We start from the raw sequence: 19,507 nt of genomic DNA, 5'->3' as shown, positions 1-19,507 counted from the left end.
CCGGTGCTTGCACGAGGGCCCGGCCGCCTCGCTCTCGGTTGCCCAGCTCCGTGCGCCATGCGGGAGGACGGGGCACGCGGGGGAACCACGGGCTCACCCACCGACCTCCACCTCCTCGAGCTTCTGGCCGGTTCGGTTGTGCGTGACGTTGGCGATCTGGGACATCCAGCAGATCCCGTCGCCGTTGACGTGGCCCGTCTTCGCGGCGTCGACGATCGCCTCGATCACGTCCTCCGCGATCTCGTCGCGGACGACGAACGTGAGGTGCGCCTTGGGAAGAAAGCGGGACTCGAAGACCCTGCCGCGGTACTCGTGCGTGATCCCCTTCTCCCGGCCGTGGCCGACCGCCTCCACGACGGTCACGCCGACGTGGCCCGTGTGCTCCTCGACCGCCTCCATCACGGTCTCGACGCGGTCGCGGACGACCACCGCCTCGACCTTCATCACGGCGAGCCCACCTCCCCCCGCGCCCGCCTTCCTGCCGCGCGGGCGATGCGCCGTTTACGGACGGCCGGGATCCTCGCCCCAGGCCGGAAATGACGGGCGCTCCGGCGCATCCGCGCCGGCGTCTCGGCGTGCGCTGCGGCCCTCTGTCTCATCGCCAGCTCCTCTCGTCGGTCCAACGAAAAAGGCCCCACCTCTCCGCGGGGAGAGATGAGGCTCCATTGCCTGCGGCGGGATCGACGTCGTTCCCGCCTGCGCCCACCTTAGAGACGGGGGCGGGTGGTACGCAAGTCCTCAGCGGGGCGCCGCGGCCATCCGGCGTTGCTGCACGCGGGCGTACCTGAGCGCACGATCCGACGTCAGGTCGGTGACGGCAACGCCGCCGAAGACCCGTCCGTCGATCCAGACGACGATCGTGAAGCCTGTACGACCTGTGCGTCCGCGGTACGTCCATCCCCCGTCGCCGATGCGCGTCGCGTGACGTCGGACACCCTTGATGCCCGACGTCCCGATCTCCCGGCTGACGAAGGCGAGGAGCTTCCGGGCGCCCGAAGCGGAGCGGAGGACATCGACGCGGGAACTGATACTCGCCGTGCCTCGGTCGAACTCCGCCTGGTAGCCGGTGACGCGTCCCCACCGCTCGAAGAGCGTGCGCAGTCGAGGCTCGGACATCAGCTCTGTTGCGTTCGCACGGAGCCCGCTGTCCGCCGCATCGATCCGGAACCCCGAGGGGACGTCTGCCTGCCGCAAGACGAGCGCGCCGGGGTCGAGGTCGGCAGCGGCCGCAGGCGCCGCGAGCACTGCGGCCACGACCGCGACCAGCATCACGCGCACGACCACAGCCTGCGCGACCGGGGGGCGATTGGCAACCCTCACACGGTGCGGTTCTCCGTACTGGCGCCGCGCAGACCACGGTGTTACCCTCGGCGCGAGATGTTGCTCGCTCGTATCTAGGACACCCGTTGCCGCGGCCCGCCTGGTGCGGTGCCCTTTTCTGCGCGTCCTGATACCGCCGTTCGAAGGGAGAGCATCATCGTGAAGGAGTTGTCGCCCGTTCCGCCCGACGCGCTCGCCGTCGACGCCCGCGAGCTGCGCAAGGAGTTCGTCCGCAAGGACAGGAAGCGCGGCAAGCGCCGCGTCGCGGCGCTCGACGACGTCTCCCTCGAGATCGCGCGAGGCGAGTGCGTCGCGATCCTGGGCCAGAACGGCTCCGGGAAGTCGACGCTCGTCCGGCTGCTCTCGACGCTGCTGCTGCCCGACGGCGGCAGCGCGAGCGTGTTCGGCTACGACGTCGTCCGTGACGGGAAGGCCGTCCGGCGCCTCGTCAACCGCGTCTCGGTGGAGGCGAGCTTCTTCAAGAAGATGTCCCCCTCGGAGAACCTCCACTACGCAGCGCGCTTCTACGGCATGACGCCGTCGGAGACGACGGAGCAGATCCCGATGATCCTCGAGCGGGTCGGCTTCCCGGCCGAGCGGCGGACCGAGCCGATGGAGAACCTCTCGCGCGGCATGCAGCAGAAGGTCGCGCTCGCGCGGGCGCTCCTCACCTCACCGGTCCTCCTCCTGCTGGACGAGCCGACGACAGGCCTCGACCCCCGCTCGAAGCTCGAGGTGCAGGACTTCATCCGCGAGATGCGGGCGGTCCACGACTCGACGATCCTGCTCTGCACCCACGACCTGAGCGAGGCCGAATCGCTCGCCGAGCGAGTCGGGATCCTCGATCGCGGCCGGCTGCTCGCGCTCGAGCCCGCCGAGGCGCTCCGGGAGCGCTTCGGCGCGGAGACGCTCGAGGACGCGTTCTTCGCGGCGACCGGGCGCGGCTTCGAGGACGAGGAGGACGAGTTGGACGCGGAGGAACGAAAGGTGCTCGCATGAGAGCCGTCGCCCTCAGCCTCAGGCACGAGCTGATCGGCCTCGCCGGCGTCGTCGAGCGCAACGTCTACCTCACGCGCCGCTACATCTACTGGGACGTCGCGTTCTTCGTCTGGACCGTGGCGAACACGCTCACCATCGTCTTCATCGCGGAGGGGATCGAGGCGAGCGGCGGTCGGATCGACGTCGACCGGGCCACGGCGACGCTGCTGATCGGAGCCGTCGTCTGGGCGTACCTCGGGATCATCTTCGAGTTCCTCACCGAGACGGTCGCGTGGGAGCGGTGGGAGGGGACGATCGAGTACACGTTCATGGCCCCGCTCTCGCGGGCGATGCACCTCGGCGGGTCCGGGGTCTTCGCGGTGCTCTACGGCCTCGTGCGGGCGATCCTCCTGTTCGCCGTCGTCGCCGCGTTCTTCGGGCTCCAGTTCGAGGATGCAAACTTCCTGGCCGCGCTCGTGATCCTCGTCGTCGCGTCGATCTCGTTCTTCGGGATCGGGATGATGACGGCCGTGCTCCCGCTCATCTCGCCCGAGAAGGGCGCGCAGCTCGGCTTCGTCGCCCAGGGGATGCTGCTCGTGGTCTCGGGCGTCTACTACCCGGTCGACGTGCTGCCGGAATGGATGCAGTGGCTCTCGACGATCTCGCCGGCGACCTATGCGCTCGACGGGATCCGCGCCTCGATCCTCGACGGCGCGTCGCTCGGCTCGCTGTGGCACGACATCTGGCCGCTGCTCGTGATCGGCGCTGCGAGCATCCCGCTCGGCCTTGGGATCTTCAACCGGGGCGAGGTGTACGCCAAGCGGCACGGAAAGCTGAAACGATCCGGGTAGGAGCGACGATGGACGTCGAGCTCGAGATCGCGGAGCTCCCTCCGGGCGACCGGGCGGGGCACGAGGCGTACGCGGCCCTCTGGAACGCCGTCGTCCCGCGCTACCCGATCACCCCGGGCGAGCTGGAGCGGAGCCGCGCACGGCGGCCCGACGACCTGCGCCTCGTCGGCCGGATCGACTGGGCGGTTGCCGGCTGCGCCGCCGCCATCCGCTCCGACCTGCCGGGCCGCACGTACATGGGCAACGTCGTGCTGCCCGAGCACCGCCGCCGGGGCCTGGGCCGGGCGTTCCTCGAGCGCATCGTCGTCTCGGCCCGAGAGCACGGGAGCGACGTCCTCGCGGCCGGGGTGGAGGAGGGCGACGAGGCAGGCGAGGCGTTCGCCGCGCGGTTCGGCCTCCGGGAGGTGCTGCGAGAGCTCGAGATCTCGCGCCGCATCGGGCCCGACGAGCCCGACGCCGAGGTCCCGGAGGGAGTGCAGCTCGTCGAGCTCCAGACCCGGACCGACCTGCTGCGCGACACGTACGCGCTCGCGACGGAGACGCTCCCCGAGATGCCGATGCACGCGCCCCTGGAGATGCCGTCGTTCGAGCGCTGGGTCGAGGAGGACGCGACCGGCCCCGACGTGCTGCCGGGCGGCACGCTCGTCGCCCTCGCCGAGGGTCGGGTGATCGGGTTCTCGGGCCTCGTGCGCCGTGCGGCAGACCCTCACCTCGCCGAGCACGGGCTCACGTTCGTCGCCGCCGGCCACCGGAACCGCGGCGTCGCCACGGCCCTCAAGCAAGCCCAGATCGCGTGGGCCTCGCGCAACGGCTACCGCGAGCTCCAGACCTCGACCCAGGACGCGAACGCACCCATGCGGGCCGTGAACGACAAGCTCGGATACGAGCCGCTTCCCGCATGGATCCGGTTCGAGGCGCCTCTCGAGGAGGTCGAGGAGACCATCCGTCACGACGCGGAGCGGCGTCGCCCGTCCGGGGGCGGAGACGCGGGATGATCGTCGTCCGGCCCGCGGACGGCGATCTCGACACGTATGTCGAGACCTGGAACGCAGTCACACCCGACGAGCCGACCACCGTCGAGCAGCAACGTGAACGGCGTGCGCGCGACCCGCGGCGGCTCTACATTCTCGCCGTTGCGGGTGGGGCGGTCGTCGGCTGCGGGTTCGCTGGGCCTTCCGACTCGCCGGGGCGTGGGTTTCTCTCTCCCCGGGTGCTGCCCGAGGCTCGGCGGCAGGGCGTCGGCACGGCCCTCCTGCGCGAGCTCGCCGGACATCTCGCGGCCTGTGGGTTCGAGACCGCGTCGTCGCACGTCGACGGGAACGACGCCGGCTCGCTCGCGTTCGCCTCTCGCTTCGCGTTCGAGGAGGTTGACCGCCAGGTCGAGCAGGTCAGGACCGTGGGCGAGGAGCCCAGGCCGCGTCCGCCCGACGGCATCGAGCTCGTCTCGATCGCGGAGCGGCCCGAGCTGCTCGCCGCGACGTACGACCTCGCCGTCGAGGGATATGCGGACATGGCGACCTCGACGCACGTGACGATCTCCCTCGACGAGTGGCTCGCCGAAGAGGCGACACTTCCCGGGGGCTCGTTCGCGGCTCTGCGCGACGACGCGGTGGTCGGCTACTCGGGTCTCTGCCGCCTCCCGGATCCCGCGAAGGCGGAGGACGGGCTCACCGTCGTCCGACGCGGCTGGCGTCGCCGTGGTCTCGCCGAGGTGCTCAAGCGGGCCGAGCTCGCGTGGGCGGCCGAGCACGGGATCCGCGAGATCGTCACGTGGACGCAGCGCGGCAACGAGGGGATGCGCGCGCTGAACGAGCGGCTCGGCTACACGTACCGGAGCGTCAGCGTCAGCGTGAGCGCTCCGCTCGGCCGGCGTGGGCTCTGATCTGCACCGGGATCGGCCGGTGCATCCCCGAAGGCGACAGCGGGAGCAGTCCTCGGCGAATCGCGACGGCGACCGCGTGCGGCGCGTTCCGAGCGCCGAGCTTGGCGATCACGCGCTTCCGGTAGCCCTTGACCGTCTCCGACGAGAGGTAGAGCCGCCGGCCCGTCTGGACGGCGGTCTCGCCCTCGGCGACGCCCTCGAGGATCTCGGTCTCACGCTCGGTGAGAGGCTCGCCCTCGAGGATCTCCGCCAGCAGCGACGTCATGCGGCGCGCCTCCGGAGCCGGGCCGAGCCGTGCTGGACGAGCTGATAGACGCGGTTCGGCGTCACGCCGAGGTCGTCGGCGACGTCCGTCGCGGCGTCCCCGTCGACGATCGTGCGGATGAGGGCGATCCGCTCCCGCTCGGGGAGCGTGGCGAGGACGCGCAGCCTCTCCATGCTCTCGACGGTGTCCTCCGGCCCCGGGCCCGGGTCGGTGGGCTCGTAGGCGCGGTCGCCCCTCTCCTGTCCCGGTGTCAGGTCCGAGAAGCCGACCACGTCCGCGTAGACCCCCTCGCGGAGCCTGTTCCGCCGCGCCCGAGTCCGGACCGTGTCGACGATCGCGCCGCGGACGTACGGTGTCGCGAACGCGGGGAACGGCACGCCGAACGAGGGGTCGTACTTGCGCGCCGCCTTGGCGAGAGCGAGGTAACCGTCGGCGACGAGGTCCTCCTGTTCGAGCGGAGTGTGGCGCCAGCGCCTGGCCTCACGCCTCGGCAGATAGAGGGTCTGCTCGACGAGCGCCTGCTCTCTCATGCGCGAACAGGGCCCCCTTGGTCGGGGACGATGGCCGCAGCGGGACGATCACGCACCGCGTGGGGCTTCCGCTGGGGGTTTCGGGCGCTTTGCATGGGGGGGCATGCGTGGCGTCGGCGACGTGCCGGCAGAACGGAAGGCCAAGACCCTACCACTCCTGTCGGCGGGACGACACGGGAACCGCCGCCCGCCGTCGTCGTCCCGTGGCGCGACGTGCTTCCGGCCCGGGTGGTACTGTCCGCCTGTCTTCGAGGCAACGGGGCCTCGGGCGCGGGTCAGCCGTGTCCGGGGCTTTTTGCGTTCACAGGGAGGAGAACCATGGCACGAGCGAGAGCGAGCGCGACGTCGAGTCGCTCCACGATGGTGAAGTCGAAGGACCGCGCGACCTCGAGCGTCGCCTCGCGCCGGGCGGTGCTGAAGCGCCTGCGCGACGAGGAGATCGAGCACATCCTCTTCTGGTTCACGGACCTCGAGGGGCACCTGAAGTCGTTCGCCGTGACGCCGTTCGAGATGGAGGGGGCGCTCGACGACGGGATGGGCTTCGACGGCTCGTCCATCACGGGCTTCAACGCGATCGAGGAGTCGGACATGGTTGCGATTCCCGATCCCGCCACCTTCCAGGTGATGCCCAGGCCGATCGACGAGCACGGACACGAGATCGGGGCGAAGGTCGCGCGCCTGATCTGCGACGTTGTCAAGCCCGACGGCACTCCGTACGAAGGCGACCCTCGCTTCGTGCTACGCGCCGCGCTCGACCGGATGCAAGGGCTCGGCTTCGACGCGTTCAACGTCGGCCCGGAGCTCGAGTACTTCCTCTTCGAGGACGACAACGACACGAAGACGCTCGACGAGGGCGGCTACTTCGCGATGACGGCGCAGGACGCGGCGACCGAGGTTCGCAACGACACGATCCACGCGCTCGAGTCGGTCGGGATCCCGATCGAGTACCACCACCACGAGGTGGCGCCGTCGCAGCACGAGATCGACATGCGCTACGCGGACGCGCTCGCGATGGCCGACCACACGATCACCTACCGGATGATCGTGAAGGAGGTCGCGGCCTGGCACGGCTACTACGCGACGTTCATGCCGAAGCCGCTCTTCGGCGAGAACGGCTCGGGGATGCACACGCACATGTCGCTCTTCAAGAACGGGCGCAACCAGTTCTTCGATTCGAAGGACCCACACCACCTGTCCGAGGCGGCGAAGTCGTTCATCGCGGGCCTGCTCGTCCACGCGCGCGAGATGTCCGCCGTGCTGGCGCAGTGGGTCAACTCGTACAAGCGGCTCGTCCCCGGGTTCGAGGCGCCGGTCTACGTCGCGTGGTCCCAGCGCAACCGCTCGGCGCTGATCCGGATCCCGCTCTACAAGCCGGGCGCCGAGCAGGCGACGCGGGCCGAGATCCGCTGCCCCGACCCTGCCTGCAACCCGTACCTCGCGTTCGCGGCGCTGCTGCACGCGGGCCTCGAGGGGATCGAGCGCGGCTACCAGCTCCCAGACGAGATGACGACGAACCTCTACCGGCTCTCCGAGGCGGAGCGGGACGAGCGCGGCATCGTGGCGCTCCCGGGCTCGCTCGGCGAGGCCGCCGAGGAGCTGGCCGGCTCCGAGCTGATGCAGCGTGCGCTCGGAGAGCACATCTTCCCGCGCTACGTCGAGCTGAAGCGGCGCGAGTGGAACGAGTACCGCATCCAGGTGTCGGAATGGGAGAAGCAGCGCTATCTGAGTGCGCTCTAGGATCGCGGGGGAACCCGTGGTTCCCCCGCGAGCCCCCTCCCTTCGGCTCCGCGCGGCTCATCCGTGGCCGGCCTCCGCCGCAACGAGTTCGCGCAGCGACCAACCGAACACGGCGGCCGAATGACGAGAAGAGACAGCGGCCGACGTAAACAGAAGCATCCCCCGGATCACTGGACATCGACCGGCCGATGGCGCATGATCTGGGCTGCAGGCCGAGCCGCAAGGCGAGCGGCGACGTCTGTGTCTGACGGCCGATCGCGGGTCCCCGGTGGGGGCCCGTGGTCGTTCTCGCTTCATGGGTCGCCGGTCAGGGCTTCCAGACCATCAGTGCGACGATCGCGAGCGTCGCGACGAGCATCGAGGCGTCGAGGGTCAGCGCGAGGGGGTCGCGCAGTCGCCGGGCGAGGGCCTCCGACGGGCGGTCGCCCTCGCTCGCGACGCGCTCCGCGAGCTCACGCGTCCTCCGGTCGAGCCTTCCCGCGAATGCCCCGACCACCGCGAGCCATGCCACGAGCACGTACGTCCAGAGCAGCCAGCCCGAGTCGTACGGCACTCCTAGCTCGTGCGCGAGCCACGCGCCAGCCGCGACCGTCAGCAGCAACCCGAGCCCGACGAGCGGCACCAGCGGGCGGACGCTGCGGAGGAGGAGCGCGCTCTCCGACGGCCGCTCTTTGCCGATCGCAAGCAGCCGCAGGGCAGTCACCCCTACGCTCCCGCCGACGAAGAGCAGGACACCGAGGAGGTGGACGAAGAGCGCCCAGTCGCGCGCCATGCCCGACCGTAACCGCCGGCAGCCTCTGGATGCCCCGGTGGAAATCCGTAGCCTGAGCGACCGTGCTCACGGTGCTGCGCATCCTCCACGTGCTCTCCGCGTCGGTGTGGGTCGGCGGGACGGTGGCGCTGGTCTTCGTCGGCGTCCCGGCGATCCGGCAGCTCGAGGGCGAGGCCCGCGCGACCGCGATGCGCACGCTCGGGCGGCGCTGGCGCCCCATCGGATGGAGCGCGATGGCGGTCGCGATCCTCTCGGGGCTCTGGCTCACCGATCGACACGGCGGCTTCGCGCGGGCCGCGCTCGACACCGACTTCGACCGGACGTTGATCGTGAAGTCCGTCCTCGTGGCGTTGCTCGTCGTGGGCGGCCTGCTCCACGACTACGTGCTCGGCCCGCGCCTGCAGCGCGAGCTCCGCGAGCGCAACCCGGCGGCGCCGGTGACCAGGCGGCGCCTCATCGTCGTCGGATGGTTCAACTTCGGGCTGACCATCGCCGTGCCCGCGCTCGGCGCGGTCGTGCTCACGACGCTCGACTGATGAACGAGGCGGCCCGTCACCTCGTGCCGTGGGGGAACCCATGGCTCCCCCACGCGCCCGCTCCTTCTGCGCCCGGCACGGGTCATCCGATGTTGGCCTCCCGGCCGGCGAAGCCGGCCTCCGGCCGCGAGCGCGCGGCGCACGGATCACGCGAACCTCGCCTGCGCACGAACGAGGCTGCCCGCCGCCTCGCGCTCCGGTGTGGGGGAACCCATGGTTCCCCCACGAGCGCCTTCCTTATGCGCTCGGCACCGGTCACCCGATGTTGGCCCCCCGGAGGGCCAAGCCGGCCTTCGGCCGCGAACACGCTGTGCACGGATCGCGCGAGCCTCGGATGAACGAGGCCGCCCGCCACCTCGCGCTCCTGACCCGCACGACCGAGGTCGTCAACTCGTCGCTCGACCTCCAGGAGGTGCTGGAGGCGATCGCACACGAGGTCGCAGCGGCGCTCGCGACGGACGCGTGCTTCGTCTACCTCTACGACGAGCGGGCGGACGAGCTCGTCCTCCGGGCGACCCACGGGACGCGCATCGAGGACGCGACGAGCGCACCGCGGATGCGCAGCGGCGTCGGGATCACCGGCGTCGCGGCCGCCGAGCGCACGCCGATCATGATCCCGGCGGGTGCGCACCTCGACCCGCGCTTCAAGGCCTTCCCGAACCTGCGCGAGGACGAGTACGAGTCGATCCTCGCCGTGCCGATCCTCGCCCGGGAGGTGCTCGAGGGGGCGCTCAACGTCCGCACGCGGGAGCCCCGGGCATTCACCGACGCGGAGATCGGGCTCCTGACCTCGATCGCGTCGCAGGTCGGCCAGTCGATCGAGCACGCGAAGCTCTACGCGCAGGCACGGAGGCGGGTGGACGAGCTGGAGGCGCTCGCGCGGATCTCCGAAGCGGTCTCGGAGTCGCTCTACCTCGAGGAGTCGCTCGAGGCGATCGTCCGGACGACGGTCGGGTCGCTGCACGCCACGGGCGCCGCCGTGGTGCTGGAGGAAGGACGCATCGCGTGGCCCGAGGGCCGCGCCGGCGCGCACGCCGTCCGGCTTCCTCTCCGCTGGCGTGGCCGGGAGATCGGGGAGCTGGTGGTCGACCGTGACACCCCGTTCTCCGACGACGACCGCCAGCTTCTGGACGCGATCGCGAACCAGGCGGCCGTGGCCCTCGAGCACGGGCGCATGGCGCTGCGAGGAGTCCTCGCCCAGGAGATCCATCACCGGGTCAAGAACAACCTGCAGACGGTCGCCTCACTGCTGCGCCTCCAGGCGCGCGCGGACGTCGTCGACCCGCAGAAGGCGCTGGGAGACTCGGTCAACCGCATCCTGGCGATCGCCGCCGTCCACGAGGAGCTGACCGAGCACCGCGAGGACGTGGTCGACCTGGCCGAGCTGGTCGATCGCCTCCGGGCGATGCTCGTCCAGGGGCTCGTCGCCGGGAAGCAGGTCGTGGCCGAGCTGACGCCCGTCGAGCTGGCGGGCCAGCGCGCGACCGCGCTCGCTCTCGTGTTCAGCGAGCTCCTCTCGAACGCCCTCGAGCACGGAGGCGAGCGGGTCTCGATCACGCTGAGCGTCCACGGGCCCGACGTGGTGCTCGTCGTCGCCGACGACGGGTCGGGGCTCGGCAGCGCCGGGGAGGGGACGGGCATGTCGATCGTGCGGGCGCTCGTGCGCGACGAGCTCCGCGGGACGCTGGACCTGGTCGGCCGGGACGGGCTGCGGGCCGAGGTGCGCTTCCCTGCGTAGCGACCTCGCGCCGTTTCGCGAACGTGGCTTCGCGCTCCTCTGGGTCGCGGGGCTGATCTCGTTCGCGGGCGATTGGGTGCTCCACATCGCGCTGCCGCTGCACGTCTACGCGCTGACCGGGTCGACCCTCGCCACCGGCGGCGTGGTCGCGGCGAACGTCGGGGCGAGCCTCCTCGTCGGAGCGGTCGCCGGCGTCTACGTCGACCGTTGGGACCGACGCCGGACACTTGTCGTCGGCAATCTCGCGCTGGCCGCGATCGTCGCGCCGCTCGCGCTGGTCACGACCGCCGACCGCGTCTGGATCGTCTACGTCGTGGCGTTCTGCCAGGCGGTCGCGGTGCAGTTCGTCCACCGGCCGAGGCAGCCCTGTTGCCGAGACTCGTTCCCGGGGAGCTGCTCCCCACCGCGAACGGGCTCAATGCGGCTCAACAACAATCTCGCCCGACTGGTCGGACCGGTGCTCGGCGGCTTTGCCGCGTCGCTCGGCATCGAGGCGGTGGCCGGCTTCGACCTTGCCTCCTTCGTGGTCGCGGCCCTGCTGGTGGCGGCGATCGGTGGTTCGCACCGCGCCGACCGGGTGGAGGAGCGCCACGTCGGCGCGGAGCTTGCGGACGGGCTGAGGCTGATCAGGGCGACCGGCGTCGTGGCAGTGCTGATCGGGCTCCTGTTCGTCACGTCGATCGGGGAAGGCGTGATGGGTGCGCTCTTCGCCCCCTTCGTCGTCGACGCACTCGACGGCGGAGCGCAGGAGCTCGGCTGGACGATGACGGCCCAGGCGATCGGCGGCATCGCATACGTGATCGCCGGTCTGCTGGCCGCTGTGCTCCTCCGCCGGCACGCGACGTCGGTGGCGCGCGGCGCGCCACAGGTCGGCGCTGTACCCTGAGCCGGCACGGGCGATGCAGCCCGACCGGTCCGCCGACGGTGGCGGGGGCCGCGCTCCATGCGCGGCGTGCCAGCCCCGAGACGGAGGAGACACCAGTGTCGAGCACCCCCATGCGAATCCTCATCGCCGAGGACGAGACGATCATCCGGCTCGACCTGCGCGAGCTGCTCGAGCGGTCGGGCTTCGAGGTCGTCGCGGAGGCCCGCGACGGCGAGGAGGCGGTGGAGCTCGCACGGAGCGAGGCCCCGGACCTCGCGCTGCTCGACGTGAAGATGCCGAGGCTGGACGGGATCGATGCAGCGCGCCGGATCCTCGACGAGCGACCGATCCCGATCGTGATGGTGACCGCCTACGGCGAACGGGAGCTCGTCGCGCGGGCCGTCGAGGCGGGGGTGTTCGGCTACCTCGTGAAGCCGTTCCGCGAGTCCGACTTGCTGCCTGCTATCCAGACGGCGCGGGCACGACACGACGAGCTGACCGCCCTCCGCGAGGAGGCCGACTCGCTCGCGGAGGCACTCGCCGCGCGCAAGGCGATCGAGCGCGCGAAGGGGCTCCTGATGGAGCGGGAGGGGCTGACCGAGCAGGATGCCTTCGCCCGCCTCCGAAAGGCGAGCCAGATCTCCGGGCGCCCGCTCAGGGTGGTCGCCGAGGCGCTGATCGCAACGTTGGATGCCCGGTAGTCGGTCACCGGTGTCGGGGCCGAGGGGCCGAGGGCGTGAGCGCTACGGCGGCGGCGCGGTCGAGCCGCGGACGACCAGGCGTGTGGCGAGCTCGACGCGGAGCGTCTCGACGCGCTGGCCGTCGATCAGCCGCGACAGCAGGCTGACTGCCATCCGGCCCATCTCCTCGAGCGGCTGGCGCACGGTCGTCAGGGCAGGCGTGGTCACGCGCGCGAGCTCGGAGTCGTCGAAGCCGACGATCGAGAGATCGCCGGGGACGCGGAGGCCGGCCTCGGCGGCCGCGCGCAGGACGCCCACGGCCATGTTGTCGTTGCAGGCAAAGATCGCGGTCGGCGGGTCGTCGAGCGCGAGGAGCTCCCGCGCCCCCGCGTGCCCGTCCGGGATCTCGAAGTTGCCCGACCGCACGAGCTCGGGCGAGGCGAGGACTCCGGCGGCGGCCAGCGCGGCCTGGTAGCCGTCTCGGCGCTCCTCGGTCGCGACCCAGCCCTCGCGGCCGGTGACGATGCCGATCCGCCGGTGACCGAGCTGGAGCAGGTGCTCGGTGGCCGCCCGCGCGCCGGCCCAGTGCGTCGCCGAGACGACGGGGATCCGCTCCGGGAGCGGCATCGGCGCATCGACGACGACGAACGGGAAGCCCTGCGCCGCCAGATCGCTCAGCTCGCCGGGCGACTCCGAGGGAAGCACGATGATCGCCCCGTCCGTCGTCCCGCGCATGAGCCGCTCGACGAGAGCCGCCTCGCGGTCGTGCTCGTGGCGGGTGGGGCACAGGACGGCACGCATCTCCTGCTCGTGGAGCGCCTCGGTGGCTCCGGAGAGGATCAGCGAGTAGTAGTCGCCGAGGACGAACGGGATCGTGAGCCCGACGAGCCCCGTGCGGCCCTTCGAAAGCGCCCGGGCGCTCCGATTCGTCGAGAAGCTCAGGGCCCTGACGACCTCGAGCACCGCCTCGCGCGTCTCCGGTGAGACGTCGGGGCGGTCGTTGACGACGCGAGAGACCGTCGCCACCGAGACCCCCGCGCGACGCGCGACGTCGCGGATCGTCGCCCGCCCGTGGTTCACCGCCTCGCGTTGTGCCGGCTCGCTCACGTGCCTCCCGCCGCTGTAACCGTTTACGGTGAAGCGTCACTATATCGCACCGATCGGCGGTCTCGTCAATGGAGTGTATCCAGCTATGGCGCGATATACGGTGTTGACCGCCGTCCGAAAACGTGGTAATCGTTACCGGAACGTTACGGTCGTTCGTGTGTCAGCCGGTCCATCGTCGTGAAGGCGAGGCAGCGATTGCTCCGAGGACGTGAGAGTCGACGCAGGCTCGCCCGCACGCCGGGAGCCGGCACCTGGGCGCGCCGGGAGCGGCAGGCCGCGTGACCGGCGAGGCGCCCTCGTCCGCCTGGCTCGGTGCGAACTTCTGGTCGCGCGCCGGCGGCCCGCGCATGTGGGCGTCGTACGACGGGGCCGTCGTCCGCTCCGAGCTGGGGACGCTCGCGGCCCACGGCCTCGACGTCACCCGCTCGTTCTGCTTCTGGCCGGACTTCGTGCCCGAGCCCGAGCGGCTCGACGAGGAGGTGCTCGCCCGGTTCGAGGACTTCCTCGACGCGCACGTCGAGCTCGGCCTCGGCACGATCCCGACGTTCGTCGTCGGCCACATGTCGGGGGAGAACTGGGATCCGCCCTGGCGCGGAGGACGCGACCTCTACCGCGACGTCTGGCTCGTCTCCCAGCAGGCGTGGCTCGGGGCGGAGCTGGCGCGGCGCTTCGGCCGCCACCCTGCGATCGTCGGCTGGCTCGTCTCCAACGAGATGCCTCTGTACGGCGGGCCGGGTGCGACGCCGGAGATCACCGCCTGGGCGCGCATCGTCGTGCAGGCGCTCCGCGCCGGTGGGGCCGACCAGCCTGTCTCGCTCGGCGACGGCGCCTGGGGAATCGAGGTCTCCGGGGTCGACAACGGCTACTCGTTGCGCGAGCTCGCCCCGCTCGTCGACTTCGTCGGGCCGCACGTGTACCCGATGCAGGACGACGAGGTGCGCCAGGCGCTGACCGCCGCCTTCACGTGCGAGCTCGCCGGCGGCTTCGACCGCCCCGTCGTCCTCGAGGAGTTCGGGGTCACGTCGGACTTCGCGTCGGACGAGCACGCGGCCGGCTACTACCGCCAAGTCCTGCACACGACGCTGCTGGCCGGTGCCACCGGCTGGATCGCATGGAACAACTGCGACTACGACGACCTCCGCGGGCAGGATCCGTATCGCCACCACCCGTTCGAGATGCACTTCGGCCTGACCGACCGGACGGGTCGGCCGAAACCCCAGCTCGAGGTGATGGCCGAGTTCTCGAGGCTCGTCCGGGAGCTCTCCGCCGGCGGCTGGGAGGCGGTGAAGGGCGAGGCGGCGATCGTCGTCCCGGAGCACTTCGAGCGGGCCCTCCCCTTCACGTCCGAGGCCTACCGGCGGGACATCCGCGACGGCCTCCTGCAGGCGTACGTCGCCGCCCGCGAGGCCGATCTGCCCGTAGCGCTCGTCCGCGAGCAGGACGGGCTGCCCGGTGAGGCCCGGCTGTACCTGTCGCCGTGCACGAAGCTCCTCTCCGCACCCGGGCTCGACCGCCTCCGCGAGCTCGCCTCCGGTGGGGCCACCGTCTACCTCTCGTACTTCGCCGGCTCGACCGCGAACCAGCGCGGGCCGTGGATCACCTGGCTGGACGAGCTGTTCGGCGTCAGGCACCGACTGCGCTACGGGCTCGTCGACCCGATCGAGGACGACGAGGTCGTCCTCGACCTCGTCGAGGGGCTCGGTGACCTCGAAGCGGGGACTCGGCTGCGCTTCCGCGTCGCCGGGGAGCCGAGCGCGCGCTCGTACCTGCCCGTGGACCCTGCCGGCGCACGTGTGATCGCGGTCGACGGCGAGGGTCGTCCCGCAATCCTCCGCCATCGGCTCGGCGCGGGCGAGACGGTTCTCTGCACGTACCCGCTCGAGCACATGGCGGCGAGGACACCGGGCGCCAATCCCGAGGACACCTGGCGTCTCTATGCGGCGCTGGCGAGTGCTGCGGGCGTCTCGCGGCCGGTGCGGGTCCACGATCCTCGCGTCCTCGTCGGGCGGCTGCGCGGCCGCGAGACGCAGACCGTCCTCTTCGTCAACTGCTCCGCCGACCCGGTGCACGCCGTGCCGGTGCTCACCCCCGCGGTGGCCCTCGAGCCCTCGGGATCGATCACGCTCCAACCGTTCGGTGTCGCGGTCGCCCGCTCGACGCCGACGTCGACCCCGACCCCCGAGCCCGCGCCGGGGGCCGGAGGCGTCCGAGTGGCCGCCTCGAGCGAAGGGAGGGATGCGCAGCTCTGACAATCCGCCTCTGCCGGCGTCCCACCACGCGGTGGGACTGCGCATGTCCGACAGCTCGACATCCGACAGATTGAGACCAGGAGGAAGGACCGGCATGACCGGAAGCCGCAAGACGAGAACAGGGATCGGCCTCGGACTGGTGTTCGCGATCGCGTTCGCCGTCGCTGCATCGCTGGGCGCAGGAGGAGCGGGCGCCGCGCAGGAGAAGGCGCTGGCGCTCCCGCGATCGCAGACGCTGTACACCACCGGCACCAACTGGGGGCCGTACAACAACCTCAACCCGTTCATGAACTGGACGTACGTGACGGGAACGGTCGGGCTCGTCTACGAGACGCTGTTCCGTTACGACCCGCTCAAGGACAAGTTCATCCCGTGGCTGGCCTCGAGCGGGAAGTGGTCGGGCAAGAACACGTACGTCGCAACCATGCGCTCCGGGGTCACCTGGAGCGACGGCAAGCCCTTCACGGCCGCGGACGTGAAGTTCACGATCGACAAGCTCAAGATCCCGGCGCACCCGCAGCACACGCTGTGGTCCACCGGGCTCAAGAGCGTGACCGCGTCGGGGAACAAGGTGACGTTCTCGTTCGGCGCGAGGCCGAACTACCAGGAGTTCGACAACTACCTGTTCAACATCCCGATCGTGCCGCAGCACATCTGGAAGAGCTACAACAACAACACGATCGTGAGCGGCAACGTGAACGACGTGAAGAAGCTCGTCGGCACGGGCCCGTACACGTACCACAGCGGGATCAACTCCCAGCAGACGTTCACCTGGCAGAAGCGGGACGGCTGGTGGGCCACGAAAGCGCTGGGCATGGACGTGAAGCCGCGCTACATCGTCGACATCTTCAACGGCTCGAACGCCGCCTCGCTCGCGAACCTGCTCGCCGGCAAGATCGACATCAGCAACAACTTCGTGCCGGGGATCAACAAGCAGGTCGGCAGCAAGATCCAGACCTACTACAAGGGCAAGCCGTACATGCTGCCGGGCAACACCGCCTGGCTGTTCCCGAACACGACGCGGAAGCCGCTCGACGACAAGGCGTTCCGCAAGGCCCTCGCCCATTCGATCAACGTCGACCGGATCGTCACGGCCGACTACGGCAACATCGTGACGAAGGCGAACCCCACGGGCCTGCTCCCGATCTGGAACAAGTACATCAACCAGAGCGTGGTCAAGAAGCACGGGTTCTCCTACAACCTGAACAGGGCCAAGACGATGCTCCGCGCGGCCGGCTACCGGGACTCCGACGGTGACGGCTTCGTCGAGAACAAGGACGGCTCGGACATCAACCTGAGCATCATCGTCCCCAACGGCTGGTCCGACTGGATGACGGCGATCCAGATCATCGCCGACAGCGCGAAGGGCGCGGGGATCAAGATCACGCCCTCGTACCCCGACTACAACACGCTCGTCGACGACCGGGGCAACGGCCGGTACGACCTGGTGATCGCCAACGACCGCCAGGTCTCGAACACGCCCTGGACCTACTACGACTACATCTTCCGGCTGCCCATCCTCAAGAACCAGACCACCGTCAACTACCAGCGCTACAGCAACCCGACGGCCTGGAAGCTCACGCAGGCGCTCGACAAGACGCCGGCGTCGAACCAGAAGGCGATGAAGACGACGCTGTCGCGGCTCCAGCAGATCTTCCTGCAGGATCTGCCCGCGATCCCGCTCTGGTACAACGGCGTCTGGGCGCAGTGGAACACGTCCCAGTGGAACGGCTGGCCGTCGTCCCAGGGCAACCAGGTGCTTCCGGCGATGTGGCGGAACTACCTGCAGATGACCGGAATCGAGATGCTCACCCGCTTGAAGCCGGCGGCGTCCTAGTAGAAGACGCCCAACCGTCGATCGCGCGTCCCCGCTTCCCACCCTCCGGAGCGGGGACGCGTGACCGACACGAACGGGAGAACGCGTGCGCCGGTACTTCGCGAGAAAGCTTCTGACGTACGTCGTCACCTTCTTCGTCGCCGTCTCGATCGACTGGGCGATCCCGCGGTTCATGCCCGGCGACCCCGTCCAGGGGCTGATCTCGAGGATGCAGGCGCAGCCGGAGGCGGCGGAAGCGCTCGAGGGCTACTACACGGAGGCGTTCGGCCTCGACGTCCCGCTCTGGAAGCAGTACCTGAACTTCTGGGTCGCGCTCTTCCAGGGCGACCTCGGCCGCAGCATCTGGCAGTTCCCCGAGCCCGTGTCGAGCCTCATCCTCCACGCCGTCCCGTACACGCTCGCGCTGCTCGTGCCCGCGATCGTCCTGAGCTTCTGGGCGGGCAACAAGGTGGGAGCCCTCGCCGCGCGCCGCAAGTCGCTCGACGACACCGTGCTGCCGGTCGGCTACGTGCTCACGGCCACCCCGCAGATGTGGCTCGGGATCGTGCTCGCCTACCTCTTCGGCTCGGTCTGGGGCATCTTCCCCATCTCGGGCGCATACGACTACTCGCTCCAGCCGGCCTGGACGCTCGAGTTCGCCGCGAGCTTCCTCTACCACTGGTTCCTACCGTTCTCCGCCCTGTTCCTGGTCGCGTTCGGCGGCTGGGCGATCGGGATGCGGAACATGATCATCTACGAGCTCGAGTCGGACTACGCCCACTACCTCGAGTCGCTCGGCGCCCCCAGGCGGCTCGTGCGGAAGTACGCCTACCGGAACGCCATGCTGCCCCAGATCACGGGGCTCGCGCTCGCGCTCGGCGCGGTGATCGGAGGAGCGCTCGTGATCGAGGTCGTCTTCACCTACCCGGGCCTCGGGACGATGACGCTGACGGCCATCCAGAACCGCGACTACTTCCTCCTCCAGGGGATCTTCCTGTTCATCATCGTCGGCGTCCTGATCGCGAACTTCATCGTCGACTGCGCGTACGTGCTGGTCGACCCCCGCACCCGCACCGGCATGCAGGGGCACCGATGAGCAACGCTCGCCTTCGGCTCGCGCTCGTGGGGGAAACCGTGTTTCCGCCGCGCGCCCCCTTCGTCCCGAGAGCGTGGGGAACCTCCCGGTTCCGCACGCCCCTCCTCGGTCGCGGGGCAACCGGGGTCGCCCGATGAGCACGCAGCCCCGGGCACTCGACGAGCGCGGCGACGCCGCCGCCCCGGTCGTCGCGCCGATCGTCCCGGCGCCGGCAGGAGCCGCGCCCGGAGCACCGCGCGTCCGGCGCTCCGAGTTCCTGTACTTCGCCCTGCGCAACGGAAAGCTCGTGCTCGGGCTCTCGATCGTCCTGCTCTGCCTCCTGATCGCGCTCGTCGGGCCGTTGCTCACCGACCATGCGCCGCTCGCCTTCGAGGGCCCGCCCGCCGAGGCCCCGTCCCGCGAGCACTGGCTCGGGACGACCGCGTCGGGGCAGGACGTCTACTCGCAGTTCGTGCACGGGCTCCGCTCGACGTTCGTGGTCGGGGCGCTCGGCGGCGGGCTCGCGGCGCTGATCGCGATGGTCGTCGGGTTCACCGCCGGCTATCGCGGCGGGATCGTCGACGAGATCCTGAGCATGCTGACCAACGTCGTCCTCGTGATCCCGACGCTCGCCGTGCTGATCATCGCCGCCGCGTACCTGACCGTCCGGGGCTTCGTGGCAGAGGCGCTGTTCATCGGGTTCACCTCGTGGCCGTGGGCCGCGCGGGCTGTGCGCGCGCAGACCTTCTCGCTCGTCTCGAGGGACTTCGTCGACATGGCCCGGCTGAGCGGCCGGTCGAGCCGTCAGATCATCCTCAGGGAGATCGCCCCGAACATGAGCTCCTACCTGCTGCTGATGTTCATCCTGCTGTTCGGCGGCGCGATCCTGATCGGCGCGACGCTGGACTTCCTCGGGCTCGGGCCCTCCAACGCGATGTCCCTCGGGCTGATGATGAACAACGCGGTCCTGTGGGGGGCGCTGCTGCTCGGGACCTGGTGGTGGTTCATCCCTCCCGGGGTCGGGATCATGGCGGTCGTCGGGGGCCTGTACGTGATGAACGTCGGGCTCGACGAGATCTTCAACCCGCGTCTGCGGGAGCTGTGAC

General features: G+C 70.4%; 19 protein-coding genes. 13 read left to right on the top strand and 6 right to left on the bottom strand.

Features of this window, described 5'->3' with window-relative positions; translation table 11 throughout:
- Positions 1-93: 93 nt before the first annotated feature.
- Both VFO26_RS12580 and VFO26_RS12575 read right to left on the bottom strand, forming a co-directional pair.
- Positions 94-444, bottom strand: a complete 351-nt coding sequence (locus VFO26_RS12580; RefSeq protein ID WP_325115388.1) for a P-II family nitrogen regulator — start codon at positions 442-444, stop codon at positions 94-96.
- 294 nt (positions 445-738) lie between these two features.
- The gene (locus VFO26_RS12575; RefSeq protein ID WP_325115346.1) at positions 739-1,320 is read right to left on the bottom strand and encodes a hypothetical protein; all 582 of its coding nucleotides are present in this window, start codon (positions 1,318-1,320) and stop codon (positions 739-741) included.
- A gap of 159 nt (positions 1,321-1,479) precedes the next feature.
- Here VFO26_RS12575 and VFO26_RS12570 point away from each other — a divergent pair, with 159 nt between their 5' ends.
- Genes VFO26_RS12570 through VFO26_RS12555 form a run of 4 tightly spaced genes read left to right on the top strand, consistent with a single transcriptional unit; the run spans position 1,480 to position 5,031 of the window.
- Entirely contained in the window at positions 1,480-2,319 is an 840-nt protein-coding gene (locus tag VFO26_RS12570; protein WP_325115345.1) for an ABC transporter ATP-binding protein, read from the top strand.
- A complete protein-coding gene (locus VFO26_RS12565; RefSeq protein WP_325115344.1) occupies positions 2,316-3,149 on the top strand; it encodes an ABC transporter permease in 834 nt (277 codons plus the stop codon). Before VFO26_RS12570 ends, VFO26_RS12565 begins: the two co-directional genes overlap by 4 nt.
- Positions 3,150-3,157: 8 nt before the next feature.
- On the top strand, positions 3,158-4,144 hold the full coding sequence (locus VFO26_RS12560) for a GNAT family N-acetyltransferase (protein ID WP_325115343.1): 987 nt from the start codon (positions 3,158-3,160) through the stop codon (positions 4,142-4,144).
- A complete protein-coding gene (locus VFO26_RS12555) occupies positions 4,141-5,031 on the top strand; it encodes a GNAT family N-acetyltransferase (RefSeq protein ID WP_325115342.1) in 891 nt (296 codons plus the stop codon). Before VFO26_RS12560 ends, VFO26_RS12555 begins: the two co-directional genes overlap by 4 nt.
- Here VFO26_RS12555 and VFO26_RS12550 read toward each other — a convergent pair.
- Both VFO26_RS12550 and VFO26_RS12545 read right to left on the bottom strand, forming a co-directional pair.
- On the bottom strand, positions 4,994-5,296 hold the full coding sequence (locus VFO26_RS12550) for a helix-turn-helix transcriptional regulator (RefSeq protein WP_325115341.1): 303 nt from the start codon (positions 5,294-5,296) through the stop codon (positions 4,994-4,996). The genes VFO26_RS12555 and VFO26_RS12550 overlap by 38 nt on opposite strands.
- A complete protein-coding gene (locus tag VFO26_RS12545; RefSeq protein WP_325115340.1) occupies positions 5,293-5,826 on the bottom strand; it encodes a sigma-70 family RNA polymerase sigma factor in 534 nt (177 codons plus the stop codon). Before VFO26_RS12545 ends, VFO26_RS12550 begins: the two co-directional genes overlap by 4 nt.
- 360 nt (positions 5,827-6,186) lie before the next feature.
- Between VFO26_RS12545 and VFO26_RS12540 the strand changes: the two genes are divergently transcribed.
- Positions 6,187-7,563: a glutamine synthetase family protein gene (locus tag VFO26_RS12540; RefSeq protein WP_349259082.1), complete on the top strand. Its 1,377-nt coding sequence runs from the start codon at positions 6,187-6,189 to the stop codon at positions 7,561-7,563.
- Between the two features lie 307 nt (positions 7,564-7,870).
- Here VFO26_RS12540 and VFO26_RS12535 read toward each other — a convergent pair whose 3' ends face one another.
- Positions 7,871-8,335 (bottom strand): DUF2269 family protein, encoded by a 465-nt coding sequence (locus tag VFO26_RS12535; RefSeq protein ID WP_325115338.1) that lies wholly within the window; start codon positions 8,333-8,335, stop codon positions 7,871-7,873.
- A 62-nt stretch (positions 8,336-8,397) separates the two neighbouring features.
- Between VFO26_RS12535 and VFO26_RS12530 the strand changes: the two genes are divergently transcribed.
- The 4 genes from VFO26_RS12530 to VFO26_RS12515 all read left to right on the top strand — a co-directional run bounded on the left by VFO26_RS12530 (position 8,398) and on the right by VFO26_RS12515 (position 12,175).
- Positions 8,398-8,871 carry a DUF4149 domain-containing protein gene (locus VFO26_RS12530; RefSeq protein WP_325115337.1) on the top strand — a complete coding sequence of 158 codons (474 nt, stop codon included), beginning with the start codon at positions 8,398-8,400 and terminating at the stop codon, positions 8,869-8,871.
- Positions 8,872-9,205: 334 nt separating this feature from the next.
- A complete protein-coding gene (locus VFO26_RS12525) occupies positions 9,206-10,609 on the top strand; it encodes a GAF domain-containing protein (protein WP_325115336.1) in 1,404 nt (467 codons plus the stop codon).
- Entirely contained in the window at positions 10,602-11,495 is an 894-nt protein-coding gene (locus tag VFO26_RS12520) for an MFS transporter (protein WP_325115387.1), read from the top strand. Before VFO26_RS12525 ends, VFO26_RS12520 begins: the two co-directional genes overlap by 8 nt.
- Before the next feature lie 110 nt (positions 11,496-11,605).
- Positions 11,606-12,175, top strand: coding sequence for a response regulator (locus VFO26_RS12515; protein WP_349259081.1), 570 nt, complete (start codon positions 11,606-11,608; stop codon positions 12,173-12,175).
- A gap of 42 nt (positions 12,176-12,217) precedes the next feature.
- Here VFO26_RS12515 and VFO26_RS12510 read toward each other — a convergent pair whose 3' ends face one another.
- Positions 12,218-13,261: a LacI family DNA-binding transcriptional regulator gene (locus VFO26_RS12510; RefSeq protein WP_325115334.1), complete on the bottom strand. Its 1,044-nt coding sequence runs from the start codon at positions 13,259-13,261 to the stop codon at positions 12,218-12,220.
- A 347-nt stretch (positions 13,262-13,608) separates the two neighbouring features.
- Here VFO26_RS12510 and VFO26_RS12505 point away from each other — a divergent pair, with 347 nt between their 5' ends.
- The 4 genes from VFO26_RS12505 to VFO26_RS12490 all read left to right on the top strand — a co-directional run bounded on the left by VFO26_RS12505 (position 13,609) and on the right by VFO26_RS12490 (position 19,506).
- Positions 13,609-15,510, top strand: coding sequence for a cellulase family glycosylhydrolase (locus VFO26_RS12505; RefSeq protein WP_414653092.1), 1,902 nt, complete (start codon positions 13,609-13,611; stop codon positions 15,508-15,510).
- A gap of 94 nt (positions 15,511-15,604) precedes the next feature.
- Entirely contained in the window at positions 15,605-17,347 is a 1,743-nt protein-coding gene (locus tag VFO26_RS12500) for an ABC transporter substrate-binding protein (RefSeq protein ID WP_325115332.1), read from the top strand.
- A gap of 85 nt (positions 17,348-17,432) precedes the next feature.
- Positions 17,433-18,422, top strand: coding sequence for an ABC transporter permease (locus VFO26_RS12495; protein ID WP_325115331.1), 990 nt, complete (start codon positions 17,433-17,435; stop codon positions 18,420-18,422).
- 133 nt (positions 18,423-18,555) lie between these two features.
- Positions 18,556-19,506 (top strand): ABC transporter permease, encoded by a 951-nt coding sequence (locus tag VFO26_RS12490; RefSeq protein WP_325115330.1) that lies wholly within the window; start codon positions 18,556-18,558, stop codon positions 19,504-19,506.
- Position 19,507 lies beyond the last annotated feature (1 nt).

This window comes from Gaiella sp. (genome assembly GCF_035710885.1).
In the GTDB taxonomy this organism is placed as follows: domain Bacteria; phylum Actinomycetota; class Thermoleophilia; order Gaiellales; family Gaiellaceae; genus Gaiella.
This window is presented reverse-complemented; position numbering and strand designations above follow the sequence as displayed.

Bases quoted from the DNA above. Each gene is read 5' to 3' on its own strand.
- VFO26_RS12580 (WP_325115388.1), bottom strand. From the start codon at position 444: ATGAAGGTCGAGGCGGTGGTCGTCCGCGACCGCGTCGAGACCGTGATG.
- VFO26_RS12565 (WP_325115344.1), top strand. From the start codon at position 2,316: ATGAGAGCCGTCGCCCTCAGCCTCAGGCACGAGCTGATCGGCCTCGCC.
- VFO26_RS12560 (WP_325115343.1), top strand. From the start codon at position 3,158: ATGGACGTCGAGCTCGAGATCGCGGAGCTCCCTCCGGGCGACCGGGCG.
- VFO26_RS12555 (WP_325115342.1), top strand. From the start codon at position 4,141: ATGATCGTCGTCCGGCCCGCGGACGGCGATCTCGACACGTATGTCGAG.
- VFO26_RS12550 (WP_325115341.1), bottom strand. From the start codon at position 5,296: ATGACGTCGCTGCTGGCGGAGATCCTCGAGGGCGAGCCTCTCACCGAG.
- VFO26_RS12545 (WP_325115340.1), bottom strand. From the start codon at position 5,826: ATGAGAGAGCAGGCGCTCGTCGAGCAGACCCTCTATCTGCCGAGGCGT.
- VFO26_RS12540 (WP_349259082.1), top strand. From the start codon at position 6,187: ATGGTGAAGTCGAAGGACCGCGCGACCTCGAGCGTCGCCTCGCGCCGG.
- VFO26_RS12535 (WP_325115338.1), bottom strand. From the start codon at position 8,335: ATGGCGCGCGACTGGGCGCTCTTCGTCCACCTCCTCGGTGTCCTGCTC.
- VFO26_RS12525 (WP_325115336.1), top strand. From the start codon at position 9,206: ATGAACGAGGCCGCCCGCCACCTCGCGCTCCTGACCCGCACGACCGAG.
- VFO26_RS12515 (WP_349259081.1), top strand. From the start codon at position 11,606: ATGCGAATCCTCATCGCCGAGGACGAGACGATCATCCGGCTCGACCTG.
- VFO26_RS12505 (WP_414653092.1), top strand. From the start codon at position 13,609: ATGTGGGCGTCGTACGACGGGGCCGTCGTCCGCTCCGAGCTGGGGACG.
- VFO26_RS12500 (WP_325115332.1), top strand. From the start codon at position 15,605: ATGACCGGAAGCCGCAAGACGAGAACAGGGATCGGCCTCGGACTGGTG.
- VFO26_RS12490 (WP_325115330.1), top strand. From the start codon at position 18,556: ATGAGCACGCAGCCCCGGGCACTCGACGAGCGCGGCGACGCCGCCGCC.